The 14,636-nt window shown below is 55.2% G+C and carries 14 protein-coding genes and 1 tRNA gene; 2 read left to right on the top strand and 13 right to left on the bottom strand.

Annotation, left to right across the window (positions count from 1 at the left end; genetic code table 11):
- Window positions 1-24: 24 nt before the first annotated feature.
- From atpB to rpmE, 7 genes are all read right to left on the bottom strand, one after another.
- Window positions 25-888, bottom strand: a complete 864-nt coding sequence (gene atpB / locus ACLHIL_RS06270; protein ID WP_411297104.1) for a F0F1 ATP synthase subunit A — start codon at window positions 886-888, stop codon at window positions 25-27.
- Between the two features lie 136 nt (window positions 889-1,024).
- Complete coding sequence (locus tag ACLHIL_RS06265; protein ID WP_411297103.1) at window positions 1,025-1,459, bottom strand: hypothetical protein; 435 nt, start codon at window positions 1,457-1,459, stop codon at window positions 1,025-1,027.
- Window positions 1,456-2,565: an MraY family glycosyltransferase gene (locus tag ACLHIL_RS06260; RefSeq protein ID WP_411297102.1), complete on the bottom strand. Its 1,110-nt coding sequence runs from the start codon at window positions 2,563-2,565 to the stop codon at window positions 1,456-1,458. Before ACLHIL_RS06260 ends, ACLHIL_RS06265 begins: the two co-directional genes overlap by 4 nt.
- Window positions 2,562-3,179: an L-threonylcarbamoyladenylate synthase gene (locus ACLHIL_RS06255; protein WP_411297101.1), complete on the bottom strand. Its 618-nt coding sequence runs from the start codon at window positions 3,177-3,179 to the stop codon at window positions 2,562-2,564. The genes ACLHIL_RS06260 and ACLHIL_RS06255 overlap by 4 nt, the downstream gene beginning before the upstream one ends.
- Complete coding sequence (locus tag ACLHIL_RS06250) at window positions 3,176-4,297, bottom strand: N5-glutamine methyltransferase family protein (protein ID WP_411297100.1); 1,122 nt, start codon at window positions 4,295-4,297, stop codon at window positions 3,176-3,178. The genes ACLHIL_RS06255 and ACLHIL_RS06250 overlap by 4 nt, the downstream gene beginning before the upstream one ends.
- Window positions 4,297-5,412, bottom strand: coding sequence for a peptide chain release factor 1 (gene prfA, locus ACLHIL_RS06245; RefSeq protein ID WP_411297164.1), 1,116 nt, complete (start codon window positions 5,410-5,412; stop codon window positions 4,297-4,299). Before prfA ends, ACLHIL_RS06250 begins: the two co-directional genes overlap by 1 nt.
- Before the next feature lie 78 nt (window positions 5,413-5,490).
- Complete coding sequence (gene rpmE, locus ACLHIL_RS06240; RefSeq protein ID WP_411297099.1) at window positions 5,491-5,703, bottom strand: 50S ribosomal protein L31; 213 nt, start codon at window positions 5,701-5,703, stop codon at window positions 5,491-5,493.
- 21 nt (window positions 5,704-5,724) lie between these two features.
- Between rpmE and ACLHIL_RS06235 the strand changes: the two genes are divergently transcribed.
- Window positions 5,725-5,850 carry a hypothetical protein gene (locus tag ACLHIL_RS06235; protein WP_411297098.1) on the top strand — a complete coding sequence of 42 codons (126 nt, stop codon included), beginning with the start codon at window positions 5,725-5,727 and terminating at the stop codon, window positions 5,848-5,850.
- Between the two features lie 2 nt (window positions 5,851-5,852).
- On the opposite strand, the gene rho is transcribed toward ACLHIL_RS06235, so the two are convergent.
- From rho to argS, 6 genes are all read right to left on the bottom strand, one after another.
- Entirely contained in the window at window positions 5,853-7,652 is a 1,800-nt protein-coding gene (gene rho, locus ACLHIL_RS06230) for a transcription termination factor Rho (protein ID WP_411297097.1), read from the bottom strand.
- 206 nt (window positions 7,653-7,858) lie between these two features.
- Complete coding sequence (gene thrB / locus ACLHIL_RS06225; RefSeq protein WP_411297096.1) at window positions 7,859-8,752, bottom strand: homoserine kinase; 894 nt, start codon at window positions 8,750-8,752, stop codon at window positions 7,859-7,861.
- A complete protein-coding gene (gene thrC / locus ACLHIL_RS06220) occupies window positions 8,749-9,852 on the bottom strand; it encodes a threonine synthase (RefSeq protein ID WP_411297095.1) in 1,104 nt (367 codons plus the stop codon). The genes thrB and thrC overlap by 4 nt, the downstream gene beginning before the upstream one ends.
- A complete protein-coding gene (locus tag ACLHIL_RS06215) occupies window positions 9,852-11,135 on the bottom strand; it encodes a homoserine dehydrogenase (RefSeq protein ID WP_411297094.1) in 1,284 nt (427 codons plus the stop codon). Before ACLHIL_RS06215 ends, thrC begins: the two co-directional genes overlap by 1 nt.
- Entirely contained in the window at window positions 11,132-12,619 is a 1,488-nt protein-coding gene (gene lysA, locus ACLHIL_RS06210) for a diaminopimelate decarboxylase (protein WP_411297093.1), read from the bottom strand. Before lysA ends, ACLHIL_RS06215 begins: the two co-directional genes overlap by 4 nt.
- 1 nt (window position 12,620) lies before the next feature.
- A complete protein-coding gene (gene argS / locus ACLHIL_RS06205; protein WP_411297092.1) occupies window positions 12,621-14,306 on the bottom strand; it encodes an arginine--tRNA ligase in 1,686 nt (561 codons plus the stop codon).
- 214 nt (window positions 14,307-14,520) lie between these two features.
- Here argS and ACLHIL_RS06200 point away from each other — a divergent pair.
- Window positions 14,521-14,593 (top strand) — tRNA-Arg (locus ACLHIL_RS06200).
- Window positions 14,594-14,636 lie beyond the last annotated feature (43 nt).

Raw genomic sequence — 14,636 nt, 5'->3', positions numbered from 1 at the left:
GGGTTCCTTTTGTATTGTTGGTTATCAGTGTTCTGAGATGGACAAAGAGATATATGCAGCCGAGAGCATGGCGAAGATGTAGGCTTGCAACGCCCCCACCATGATCTCGAAGCACACGAAGGCGACACCGGCCACGAAAGTTAACGTGCCGAATACACCGCCTAAAACGCCCGAGAGCGTGAAGTACAAGAAATGCGTTCCGACGAAACATAAGACCAGGATCAAATGACCGGCAATCATGTTCATGAACAGACGGAAAGTCAGGGTAACCGGACGCAGAATAAAGTTCGATAAGAACTCAATGGGCACCATGATGATGTACAGCCACCACGGAACTCCCTTGGGCGCTAGCTGTTCGATGAAGAAGTGCAAACCTCGGGCTTTGATTCCGGCGACGATAAAGCCAATATAGGCAAAGATCGCGTAGATCAGCGGCATACCAATCAGTGAGGTACCGGCGATCTGCAGGCCTGGGATAATGCCCGTAATATTCATGAAGAATACGCCCATGAAGATAGTCATGAGCATCGGCTGGTAGGCTTTTGCCGCTTCCTTGCCGATAACTTCGTCAGCAATCTGGACGCGCGAAATATCCATAATGGATTCGATGATCGCTTGCCCTCGCCCGGGAACAAGTTTGGCCCGCTTGGCATACCACATCATCAAGATCAAAATGACGAAAGCGGAAATGAGGCGAATGAGCAAGATACGATTCAGCTCAAACGGAGTACCTGCAAAGAGTAGCGCTGGTGGGCTGAATTCGTGATCAATCGCAGGAGGCTCGAAGGATCCTCCGCCTGCCTCAGTAAAGACGGGCAATGATGCAAGCTTGAGCAACAGATTCACAGTGTGCAATATCCCCATCTCGATGCCGTGCCCCAGTTCCACTTCGAACTGTTAAGAGCCTTAACCAGGATTAACTTTACCTGAAGATTTTTCTGCTTTTCAAAGAAGAACCAAAGACGCCAACTAGATATTCGCCACAGCCGGCTATCCGGCCTCGCCTACCCCACATGCTCCGGCTTCAGCAGGACGAATTAGGCTCCGTATAATCCGCGATATATAGCGCCGAGCTCTTCGTCACTACCCAGCCGTACATCACCAAAGACACCGCAAAGAACAGCACCACAACGCCGAATACCACTCTGACGTTTAATGCAGCATTGTGCCGAATTAGTACTATGGCCAGCGCCATGACACCAATTTTGACCAGGTATGACAGGACCGAAAAAGCGCTGGTAAAGCGCGTAAAGTAACGAACAAGTAGCGCCATGAAAACCGCATTAAGCAAATTGATTCCGACGATAATCCCCGCCGCGATAAGAATCTCCCGCCACCATTGCCCGCATACACATATACCGATAGCGGCGAGAATCATCGCCACACCGCTAGCTGCCAGCGTTGCCCGACAAATCACCTCGGAAGCACTCGGACGCCGCCCTGGATTCCGCCTACTCACTGCGATTCCGAATCACGTGCAGAAAACCACCCAAAACGTCTCCATGTAATGACGATGCCTAAAGCGGTGGCCACTAGACCAATGACCAACACAGAAAGACGCGGATAGATCGTGTATGCCACCGCAACGAATGACGCAACCGCCGTCCACATATATAAGATCAGGACGGCCGTTGTATGCGAATGCCCACGACGCAATAACCTGTGATGTAAATGCCCTGCATCTGCTGAAAATGGCGAGCGCCCTTGACGCACACGGCGCACCACCGCCCACATGAGATCAATCAACGGAATCGCCAAGACGAGTGCCGGAATAATCAACGGCATGAAAGCGGGAATCGCCTGCCGAGTATGCACCGTAGCCGGATCTATCTGACCAGTAACTAAAATGGCTGCCCCAGCAATGATCGTGCCCAGCATCAAAGCGCCAGAATCCCCCATGAAGATTTTTGCCGGATGGAAATTATGCGGCAAAAATCCAACACATGATCCGACGAGCGCCGCCAATACGACAACCGCCACCGAGGTGTAATCCCCAGGGGAGACCTCCCGCGTCAGATAATACGAATAGATGAAGAAAGCAAAGGCGGCGATTGCAATTGTGCCAGCAGCCAATCCGTCCAGGCCGTCAACAAAATTCACCGCATTGGCGATCATTACCACTAGGATCACCGTGGTAAATAACGTCAGGCGTGCCGAGCCAACCGTCAAACCAAAAAGTGGCACAGTCACTAGCTGCACACCTTGCCAGGCCATCACTCCAGCAGCAATCAACTCCCCAGCGAGTTTCGTGTACCACGTCAATTCCCAGATATCGTCAATCGTGCCTACTGCGCACATGATCCCGCCGCCCAAGACGATCGCCCATATACCTGAAGTATTCGAAAAAATCGGGTGTAAATACGGGATTTGCCAGGCGATCAGGAGAGCCACGAGAAATCCGGTGTAGATCGCTAAACCACCCAGCCGAGCCACCGGCGTTGAGTGAACGTCACGCTGCCGAATTTGCGTCATCGCCCCCGTCGCCAAGGCAGCTCGCAAAACAACAGGTACTAACAAAAACGTCAGCACCATCGCCAGCACCATAACGAGTACATAGACTCTCACAAGGCCACTCCCAATAGCTCAGACAGTAGCTGCGGAGCAATTGCCCCTACTCGAACAATACGCGGCGAACTAGATAGATCAATAATGGTTGATGGCGTCACCGAAGCGCAGACCGGACCAGCGAGATATAGGGCGATAGATTCACCGAGCTGCTCGTATGCCTCATCGACATCACGCGCCGGAGTACGACCATGCAGATTCGCGCTTGTCACAGCCAGCGGGCCAATCTCAGCTAATAGAGCCAACGTATCTGGGCTATCGGGCATCCGCAGTGCCATCGTCCCATTCGTCTGACCTAGATCCCATCCCAAATTGGGGCGGGCCGGCAAGATAATCGTCAACGCCCCCGGCCAGTAATGCTCCATCAGGGTTTGGGCAGCGACATTAATCTCCGCACAGAGCTCACGCGCTTGGTCAATACTTGCCACCAGCACCGGAGGAGGCATCTGCCGAGTGCGAGATTTCGCTGCCAATAACGCCGTAATTGCCTGAGGATTACGCGGATCAGCGCCAATACCGTAGACGGTATCCGTCGGTAAACACAACACCTGCCCCGCCTCAATGACGCGACGCGCCTGAGCGCAGGCCAGCGGATCATTCACCGCGATCTTCATTGGCGTCCTTTCTGCGCATACACGTATCGGTACTCCCCCGTCAGATCCTTTCCGGTTCGGATCTGCGTCATCGCCAAATGTGCAGCGTAATCACGCATTGCGCTGGCTTGTTCATGAGCATGCTCCATGATGAGAATACCGCCCGAACGCAACAAGGTGTGTGCATGACGCATAATCTGCCGTGGAATGTCTAAACCGTCTGCACCCCCACCGAACAGGGCCAACTGCGGATCTTGCCGAACCTCCGGACTCAGTTCGTGGCTCGGTGGAACATACGGCGGATTAGAAACCACCAGATCCACCTGCCCTGCGAGCTCTGGTAAGCAGGTGCGCGCATCTGCATGGTGTAGCTGTACGAGGGCGCCGTAGCGCTGATTATTGCGCTGTGCGCTCTCCCATGCCACCTGATCGTATTCAACACCGTGAACGTGTACTGGCACCGGACTTTCAGTGGCTAAAGAAAGCGCAATAGCCCCCGAACCCGTACACAAATCGACAACGCATAACGGGCGCTGAGCCGCAGCCGGAACACCAGCATCGGCATGTTGATCCGCGTTCTGTGGCTGATTCGGGGGCGGGTTTTGGAACACGTTTTGGGGCGTCTTTTGGGCTACCACCTTTGTGCTATCAGTTGCCCGTTCCGCCGCCGATAGGCTAACTGGCTGTTGCCCGTGATGATATACGGGGTGATCTGCTGTTTGCGTTTGCACAGAGCGCATATCCTCGCGCTGCCCCCAACGGCTGAGGTTATCTGAGGTCATGGTGATGTTCTCTGCCGCTAAATCTGACAAGGCTGCCAACGCGGCGTCCACCACGATTTCCGTCTCCGGCCGCACGATAAAAACCCCTGGGCGAGCTTCCAGCTCCACATAGCGAAACCACATGACCCCGCAGATATGTTGGAGTGGCTCTCGGGCAGCGCGCCGACGGACCAACTCGGCATAACGGGCCAATTCGTCCTCAGTAGGTACAGTGCGAATATCGAATATCGCACCGCGTTGTGCCGGACGTGATAACTGCCAGCAGTGTTCGGCTAAAATTCGTGCGTCGTGTGCGGGGCTATCCACGCCAGCATCAGCTAAAACCTGGCTAGCCTGCGCGATCTGACGCGCCCACATCAGCGCGCCTCAGCTTCCTCCGTCGCTGCCTTTAAGCGCTCTGCCTCATCCATTTCACGCAGAGAGTCAATCACTGCCTGCAGATCACCGTTGAGCACTGCGTCGAGATTATGGGCTTTGAAGCCCGTGCGATGATCCGCAATACGGTTCTCTGGGAAATTGTAGGTACGCACGCGCTCCGAACGATCAACTGTACGCACTTGCGAACGACGCTGATCAGCTTCTTTAGCCGCTTGTTCTTCCAACTGTGCCTGACGCAACCGTGCGCGCAGAATACGCATGGCCGATTCACGATTCTTAATCTGGGATTTCTCATCCTGCATCGAGACAGTAATACCCGTCGGCAAGTGGGTAATACGCACGGCAGAATCCGTCGTATTCACTGACTGCCCGCCCGGGCCTGAGGAGCGGTAGACGTCAATGCGCAAATCATTATCGTTGATTTCAACCTCTTCTGGCTCATCAACTTCCGCAAAGACGAGCACGCCTGCCGCTGAGGTATGCACTCGCCCTTGAGATTCCGTCACCGGCACGCGCTGGACTCGATGAACGCCTGCTTCATATTTCAGATGCGCCCATACCCCTTCAGCCGGATCCTCCGGGACGGATTTGGCTTTAATGGCGACCTGAACATCCTTATAGCCACCCAATTCCGTATCCGTGTGCGAGAGAATCTGGGTCGTCCATCCCTTAGATTCTGCATAACGCTGATACATTCGCAGAAGATCCGAAGCAAAGAGCGCTGACTCTTCACCACCTTCACCAGCTTTTACTTCCAAAATGACATCTCGGACGTCATCTGGATCGCGAGGAAGAAGCGCATCGCGCAGCGCCTCTTCAGCCTCAAGCACTTCCTGCTTTAAGCGCGGCAGCTCTTCGGCAAATAGCTCGCCATCTTCCCCACCGCCGGCGACAATCTCCTCCACTTCAGCAAGATCCTGCTGGGCAACACACCAACGTTCATAACGGGAAACCACCCGTCGCAACTGGGCATAACGCCGCCCCAGTGAGCGCAACTTATCTGGCTTTGCCAATACCTCGGGGGACGCCATCTGTGCCTCAATCGAGGCGTACTCTTCCGCTGCTGCAACAGCCGCCGGAAATTGGCTCATGATGCTCCATTCATCAGGGGATTAACACGGTGATATGGGAAACGCCGGTACAGTACTCTGCACCGGCGTTTTCAAGCTCAGTTACTTCTTGCGCTTACCGTAACGTGCCTCGAAGCGAGCGACGCGACCGCCGGTATCCAAAATACGCTGCTTACCGATGTAGAACGGGTGGCATGCGTTGCACACGTCAACACGCAGCGATTCTGCAGGATAGGTGGAACGAGTTTCAAACTCGTTGCCGCACGTACAAGTGACCTTGAGGTCGTGGTAATCGGGATGAATTCCCTGCTTCATGATGTCTCCTTGGATCGTTTGATGCTCTGGGTCCACGATGCTGTGGTGAACCAGAAGCCGCCGGTCAATTTAACCACATTTACCCACTCCGGCGATACCGGCGGGGATGGTCAATACATCACACCGCCGATATTCACCGGCAGTTAGCGTTACTCAGCGCTACGCACAGAGCGCACGATAGACATTAAAAACTCGCCATTTGATTCCGTCTTGCGCATCCGCCCCAAAACGTAATCCGAAGCTTCTTGCACATCCAGCACACCCAGGGCGCGACGCAGATGCCACACAATCTTGAGCTCTTCTGGGGAGAACAACAGCTCTTCACGCCGCGTGCCCGACGCATTGATATCCACTGCCGGGAAAATACGGCGATCTGCCAACTGCCGGGAAAGGCGCAGCTCCATATTGCCAGTACCCTTGAACTCTTCGAAGATCACCTCGTCCATCTTTGATCCCGTCTCCACTAGCGCAGAGGCGATGATCGTCAGCGATCCCCCATTTTCGATGCTGCGTGCCGCACCAAAGAACTTCTTTGGCGGATACAGAGCCGCAGCATCCACACCACCAGAGAGGATTCGACCCGAGGCCGGCGCCGCCAAATTGTATGCCCGCGACAGACGGGTCAGTGAATCCAACAAGATCACCACGTCCTGGCCCAATTCCACCAGACGCTTCGCCCGCTCAACCGCTAGCTCAGCAACAATCGTGTGGTCGGAGGCTGGCCGATCAAAGGTCGAAGCAATGACTTCACCCTTCACCAGGCGTTGCATATCCGTGACTTCTTCTGGGCGCTCATCAACCAGCACAACCATCAGATGCACGTCCGGATTGTTCTTCGCGATTGCCATAGCAATCTGCTGCATGACGATCGTCTTACCGGCCTTAGGCGGCGAAACAATCAGACCGCGCTGACCTTTACCGATTGGGGCCACAAGATCAATAATGCGAGTCGTCAGGGCCTTCTGCGTCGTCTCCAGGCGCAACATCTCGTTGGGGTACAACGGGGTGAGCTTATTAAACTCCGGACGCTGGATTGACTCTTCCGGCGGCAATCCGTTAATTGCCGTCACTTCTACCAACGGATTGTACTTATGCTGGCGACCGCGCCGGTTCGTCATATCCGAAACATCGCGCACCGCGCCCTGGATCGCATCACCACGACGTAAACCGTAGCGACGAATGATTTGGCTGGAAACGTAGGCGTCATTCTTGCCTGGCAGGTACCCACCCGTGCGCAGGTAGTTATTATTGCCGTCAGTATCGAGAATACCGGCCACTGGGATGAGCATATCGCCGGTATCCAGGGAATCTTCCGGCCCTGATTCACGAATCTCCGCTGTTTCCGAACGGTCAAACTGGGCTGAGCGCGCCTCATCGCGGGTGTTATCTCGACCCTCGCGAGCGCCGGCGGATTGCCCAACCTGATTGCGCCGCATATCACCGTCATTTCCTTTGCGGTTACGACGATTGCGCTGCCGGTTGCGCGAACGGCGATCCCGTGAATCCTCATCGGCACGCGAATCTTCTGCCCGACGCTCAGCGGCATCTCCTAAAGCGGCTAAAGCAGCTTCTTTTTCTTCTTGGCTCATCGCCGGCTTGCCTGCAGCCCGAGTCGTAGCCGGCAGTTCGAGCTTCTGCCGAGGATTGCCATGCTGATTCGTCGTCTGTGCTGGCCGCCCCCGACGCCCAGCACGCGGGCGCTCCTCATTGGTAGCCTGAGTATTCTTCACTTCTGGAGTTTCTGGCGTTGGCGTGCGCATCGACTTAGGCTTCGGACCGCGCTGCACAGTCATTCCACCAGCGATGCGGGCCTCACGAATAGCTGTAATATAGGCCGGACGACGCGCCTGATCGGGCAGGGATAAGCCCATTGACGCTGCAATCGTCTTCAAATCGGCGAGGCGCATTGTTGAAATTGGGCCAGTAGGTAGCGATGAATTTTCGCTCACGAGGATCCTTCCTCAAACAAATATTGAACGGGAATTGGCCGGCTTCACGCACAAAGCGGAAAACAATGGATCTGATAATCAGAACTCGGCAAAACACGTGTAGCTAATCTACAACACAAGTGATACTGACGATCACTCTCGCGTGCCAGCATACTACATTTCACCCCGCAATAGGCAAACTGTAAACAGAAAAGAACTGAATGTAGCTAGCCGTGCACGGCGTGGGCGCCGCGTACCTGGGTGGAGCGGATAACGGACATCCCCTGAGCTGCCAAGGCCTTTTCCATTTGAGAATCCACTGACGCAAATACTAAAAGCGCTGGTCCCGCCCCAGAAACAACCACTGGCCAACCGGCAGATCGCAGAGCGCGTAGGACGCGAGCGCTATGTTCCATCGCTCCAGCTCGATAGTCTTGGTGGAGCCGATCTTCGGTCGCATCAAATAATAAATGTGGCGCATTTGTCAGAGCATGAACTAATAATCCTGCGCGCCCAGCATTAAAGGCCGCGTCGCTGTGCGGTACCTGATCCGGTAATACCGAACGAGCATGAGCAGTTGGCAGTACCTCTTGCGGCACCACAACCGTCGTACGAAGCTGCGGGTCAACCGGAATATTGACCGTGCGATAGGTCTGACCATGCTGCCAGGAGAGGGTCGTTCCGCCGAAAATTGCCGGGGCAGCATTATCTGGATGCCCTTCGTATTGGGTTGCTAGTCGCAAGACTTCATCTCGTGAAAACTCTTTTGGTTTACCGACGAGTTCCCGGACCAACATGAGCCCAGCCACCACAGCAGCAGCCGAGGAACCCAGACCTTTTCCGTGCGGAATTGCGTTACGGCAGACTAAATCAATGCCTGCCTGCGGCAAACCCAACAATGCACAGGTCTCCTGGATCACCCGAATAATGAGATGGGATTCATCGCGAGGCAGACTCTGGCTTCCCTCCCCGAGAATAACAGCGCGAGAGGTGCCCGTCGTCAACGTTACTGAGACTTCATCCCACACGTCATGGGCCATTCCCATCGAGTCAAAACCCGGACCCAGATTCCCCGAGGAGGCCGGCACCCGCACCTGTGCGTTATCACGAACGAATCTCACGACAGCCCCAATGCGGCAACCGCAGCGGTTAACGTCGGGGCAATAGGGGTAACTTCAAGCGGCTGTTCTCCCAAGGCGGTGGCCGTATCCTTCAACCCGTTCCCGGTAACTGTGCAGACGATTCGTGCTCCCTCAGGAACTTTGCCCTCTTGGGCTGCGTGGAGTAATCCAGCAATCGAGGCAGCCGATGCCGGTTCAACAAAAATCCCCACTTCACCTGCCAGTAGACGTTGTGCTTCGAGGATCTCCTCGTCATGTACCCGATCGATCCAACCGTGTGAATCGTCGCGCGCCTGCACGGCATAATCCCAGGACGCTGGATTCCCGATGCGAATCGCCGTGGCAATCGTCTCCGGTTCAGCAACGACGTGCCCGAGAACCAAAGGCGCAGCCTCCCATGCCTGGATCCCCCACATTTGGGGAACACGCTGGGATACCGGCGCGCAGCGGTGCGCACTATCTTCCATTGAGGCGCTCGTAGTGCGACCGGCGTACTCGTTATACCCCATCCAATACGCCGAAATATTTCCAGCATTTCCCACTGGCAAAACGTGAATATCGGGGGCTTCCCCTAACGCATCAACGACTTCAAAGGCTGCGGTTTTCTGCCCCTGCAAACGATATGGATTCACAGAATTAACGAGCGCCACCGGATATTTTTCAGTTAATTCGCGAACGATACGTAAACAGTCATCAAAGTTGCCATCCACCGCAACCAAATCTGCGCCATGAACGATTGCCTGGGCGATCTTGCCCGCCGCAATTTTTCCTGCTGGCAACACCACCGCACAGCGCAAACCGGCCGCCACCGCATAGGCGGCCGCCGAAGCAGAGGTATTCCCGGTAGACGCACACGCCACAATCTGAGTATCCGTCTGCTTGACGCGAGAGATCGCACTCGTCATGCCGCGATCTTTAAAAGATCCCGTCGGATTGGCACCTTCTACTTTGACGTAGACCTCAGCGCCAACTCGATCACTGAGTGCCCGAGCAGCAACAAGCGGCGTGCCGCCCTCGCCCAAGGTAACGACTGGATCGTCATTGGCAAAAGGCAATCTCTGTCGGTATTCCTCAATAATTCCCCGCCATTGATGCGCCATTATTCTTCCTCTACTCTCATTACCTGCAGCACTCGTTGAATCCGCTCGTCTACGTCCAGATGGGCTAAGGCACTCTGGAGATCACAGACGCGGGCGACATGCGTCATAACCGTGATATAGACGATACCGTCCCTCGTATCTGGATCGTGACGAACCGACGAAATTGAGACACCGGCATCTGCGAAGGCGCGAGCGATCTCAGCGAGCGCGCCGGGCGTATCCGTCACGCAAATTCGCACACAGAATGCAGAGCGGGATTCCTGCGGGGAAATAAGGTCAGATTCGCCGTAAATAATCTCCTGGGGAGCTCGCCCGCCGTGAACCTTTTTCGCAGCGGCCGCAACCACATCAGATAGCACTGCAGAGGCGGTAGGCGCACCTCCTGCCCCCAAACCGGAAAACATGAGGCGACCAGCCGCAAGTGAATCAATAATCACCGTATTGTACGAGCCGTGTACTCCAGCTAGCGGATGATCGTGTGCGACGAGCGTCGGGCATACCCGCACGTCAATGGCCTGAGTACGGGGATCACGGTCAGCGGTGGCCAATAACTTAATGACGTATCCCAGCTCTTTGGCAGCAGCAATATCGTCGGAGGTAATACTGCGGATCCCCTGGACTGTCACATCTTTGCGTAATATCCGCTGATGGAACGCAAGTGAAGCCAAAATAGCGATTTTCGCTGCCGCATCATCGCCGTCTACATCCGCGCTCGGATCAGCCTCCGCGTAGCCAAGGGATTGTGCCTGTGCAAGAGCCTGATCGAAGGGAAGGGCCTTGCGGGTCATCTCGTCGAGAATATAATTCGTGGTGCCGTTGAGAATCCCTTGAATCCGAGTGACGGTATCCCCCGCCAGTGATTCCCGCAGACCATATACCACGGGCACTGCCCCGGCAACTGCTGCCTCATAGTAGACATCAACATCATGTGCTTTAGCTAATTCATAGATCTCTGGACCATGCGCCGCCAGTAATGCTTTGTTTCCCGTCACGACGGAGGCACCTTGGCGCAGCGCCTGCGTCACCCAGGTGCGCGGTGGTTCAATACCGCCGATGAGTTCAATGACGATATCAGCCCGCGATATTAGTGAATCTACATCCGTGGTTAACAGTGAACGATCAATAGCCGGATGTCGCGGCGCGTCTAATCGAGATACCGCAATGCCAACCAGATCTAGCTCTGCCCCTGCCCGCGCTGAAAGAATATCGCGCTGTTGGGTCAACAGCCGTGCTACTTCCGTACCGACGGTACCGCATCCTAATAGCGCGATCGCAACGCTCATTGGGATTCTCCTTTTGCTTTCTCCGCAGTATCTCTGCCATCGCACCCAGTCAGCACAGTTAGCAGTTCGTTGGCGCTTAATAGCTCCAAACCAGCCGGCGCATCAGCTACTGCGCAATCTAAGGCCAGCAGATCAGCCACTGATTCTCGCCGCACAATCTCTCGACTCTGCCCGTCATACACGCTTACCACCCCTGGGCGGGCGATCATATTGTAATTGGACGCCATTGAGCGACCGTAAGCGCCCGTCACCGGCACGGCTAATACATCACCGATGCGCACATCTTCTGGCAAGGCAACATTATGGACGACGATATCACCCGATTCACAGTGCTTGCCGACCACACGTGCCTGCACTAACTGCGCAGAGCTAATCCGCTGCGCCAGGGTGGCCGTATAGTTCGCACCATATAACGCCGGGCGGATATTATCAGACATTCCGCCGTCAACTGATACGTAACGGCGCACACCTTCGTCCGTCTGGACGTCTTTTACCGCTAATACTCGATAGAGGGTTACCATCGCCGGACCGACGATAGATCGACCGGGCTCGATTGCGATCTTTGGCGCTGTTAGCCCCGTATGCGCGCAATGTTGCGCAACGACCTGTGCTAAAGCACGAGCAAAATCAGTGCGTGGGCAGGGCGCCTCATCTGGCTCCCAATAGCGAACCGCATATCCGCCCCCAAGATCAATTTCCGGAATAAGCCAGCCACGTTCTGCCGCCCAGGCACGCAACTCTAAGATCTTCTTTGCTGCCTCAATAAAGCCATCGACTCCGGTAATTTGCGAGCCAATATGGGAATGTAAGCCAATGAGACGCACGTGTGCACAACGCGAGATACGTTCAATGGCTTCCTGTGCCGCACCAGAGGCCAAAGATAGGCCGAATTTCTGATCCTCATGCGCGGTAGCAATGAACGTATGCCCACCCGCATGAATCCCCGTCGTTACTCGGATATATACCGGAGCAACCTGCCCGCGCGCTTGCGCGATACGCGCTACCTGTTCAATCTCCCCCAAGGAATCAATAACGATATGAGCAATGCCTGCCTTAAGTGCCAGCTCAATCTCCGCGTCCGTTTTTGCGTTACCGTGCAATCCAATACGCGCACCCGGAACGCCAGATGCCAAGGCCGTCACCAATTCCCCGTAGGAGGCACTATCAATGTTTAATCCCTCTTGTGCCACAATCTGCGCAACCGCCCCACACAAAAACGCTTTACCGGCGTAATACACCTGGGGCTGTGGACCATCCGCGAATGCGTCTCGCATCGCCTCCTGCCATGCGCGCGCCCGCTGGCGCATATCCGCCTCGTCAAGTATGAACGTCGGCGTCCCATAGGTAGCGACTAGCTCCGAAACTGGCACACCACCAATTTCCAATTCACCACGCGCATTGCGCCGAGCAGTAACCGGCCATATCCCATCGCCTTGCCCGTTCGGCTCGGGAGCAGGTAACGAAGCGGGTAATACTGAGGCCATATCACATCCGTTCTGGAGCAGTGACACCGAGCAAATCAAGCCCGTTGGCGAGCACCTGACCGACGGCATCATTTAGCCATAGACGGGCGACGTGGCGGCTGGTGATCTCTTCGTCAGCTCGCGGAGTGACCCGAGAAACCCCATACCAGGAGTGGTATGCAGCAGCCATCTGCTCAAGGTAACGAGCGATTCGATGCGTCTCACGCAGTTTCGCGCTGGTCGCAACCACTTCAGGATATTGCGCCAACACTCCCAGCAATGCTGCATCTGCTGGCGTATCCAACTGGCTCGGATCAAAATTATCTGCGGTTCGCACCACACCGTGTTCTTGCGCATTGCGAGCAACAGAACAGGTACGCGCATGGGCATATTGGACGTAGTAGACGGGATTGTCATTCGTCCGTGACGTGATGACATCCAAATCAATCTCCAGCGGGGTATCCATCGCAGTGCGAGCCAGAGAATACCGCGCCGCGTCTACGCCAGCAGCCTCAAGCAGATCAGTAAGCACAACGATTGTGCCTGCCCGCTTGGACATCTTCACCGGCTCACCGTTGCGTACCAAATTGACCAACTGGCCAATAATGATCTCCAGATTCTTTCCAACTCCCGCAGTATCCCCAAAGGCATTCGCCATCGCATACATACGCCCGATATAGCCGTGGTGATCGGCCCCTAAAATAATGACGACGTGATCGGCACCGCGGCTGCGCTTATCTAGGTAGTAAGCAATATCTCCAGAGAAGTACGCGGCGTTCCCATCGGACTTGATGATGACGCGATCCTTATCGTCACCAAAATCAGTGCTACGAAGCCACAGCGCGCCCTCCGAACGGAAAATAACGCCAGCCTTATCTAGACGCTGGATAGCAGCATCTACCGCACCTGATTCATGCAAAGTATCCTCATGGAAAAACACATCGAATTCCACTCGGAATTTCTGCAGTTCCTCTTTAATGGCGGCAAACATTAGCTCCACGCCCCGACGACGGAACACCTCGCGAGCCTCCTCGCGTGGCAGTTGCCGTGGATCTTCCTCCCCCGCAGCGATCGCTTGGTCAATCACCGTCTGAGCAATATCAGCGATGTACTGACCGCCGTAGGAATCAGCCGGAGGCTCTTCATTGCGTGCCCGCGCCAGAAGTGAAACGGCAAAGCGGTCAATCTGCGAACCGTGATCGTTGAAGTAATATTCCCGGACCACGTTGGCGCCCGCTGCCGCCAAAATACGAGCCAGGGAATCCCCTACCGCTGCCCAACGCGCACCGCCAATATGAATCGGACCCGTCGGGTTAGCCGAAACATACTCCAAGTTAATTGTTGACCCCGCTAATGCGTGCGATCGGCCGTATTGCGCACCAGCATTGCAAATCGTTCGAGCCAGTTCCCCTGCAGCCGCAGCATTTAACGTGATATTCATAAAGCCTGGACCAGCAATATCAACGGCAGCAATCGCTGAGGATTGACCAATGCGCTCGGCAAGAACCTCAGCGAAGGAACGGGGGCTCATACCGGCTTTCTTTCCCAACTGCATGGCGATATTCGTCGCCCAATCGCCATGCTCGCGATTGCGGGGGCGTTCCACTTTCACCGACGGGAGTTGCGCCGGATCCAAGGCAATTTCCCCTGCCTCGCAGGCAGCACGCAGACATGAAAGAATAAAATCGGAAAGTTCTTCTGGAGTCATGCCCATAGTCTAGCTAGGCTATGCCGATAGCTTGCAATCGTGTCCATAAAGCGAGGAATCTGACACGGGCAACAGGAGAAATACCTGAGGTTTTAGGTCCGTTAATTGCCGATTTAGCGGCAAAACGAAACGGCGCTTGACGCCCTCTGTTTCTCCCAACACTCGCCATGATTCGCAGTTTGCCAAGATAAGCTGTTAGACTATCGAATCGCCCGCCCCGATAGCTCAGGGGATAGAGCGTCTGCCTCCGGAGCAGAAGGTCGTAGGTTCGAATCCTATTCGGGGCACGTTTTACATGTGGTGGGGGGGGGGGGGGGGGGGGGGGGAGAA

Source organism: Trueperella sp. LYQ143 (assembly GCF_046599595.1).
In the GTDB taxonomy this organism is placed as follows: domain Bacteria; phylum Actinomycetota; class Actinomycetes; order Actinomycetales; family Actinomycetaceae; genus Trueperella.
Note: the sequence above shows the minus strand (reverse complement) of the source record. Positions and strands in the feature narration are given on the sequence as shown.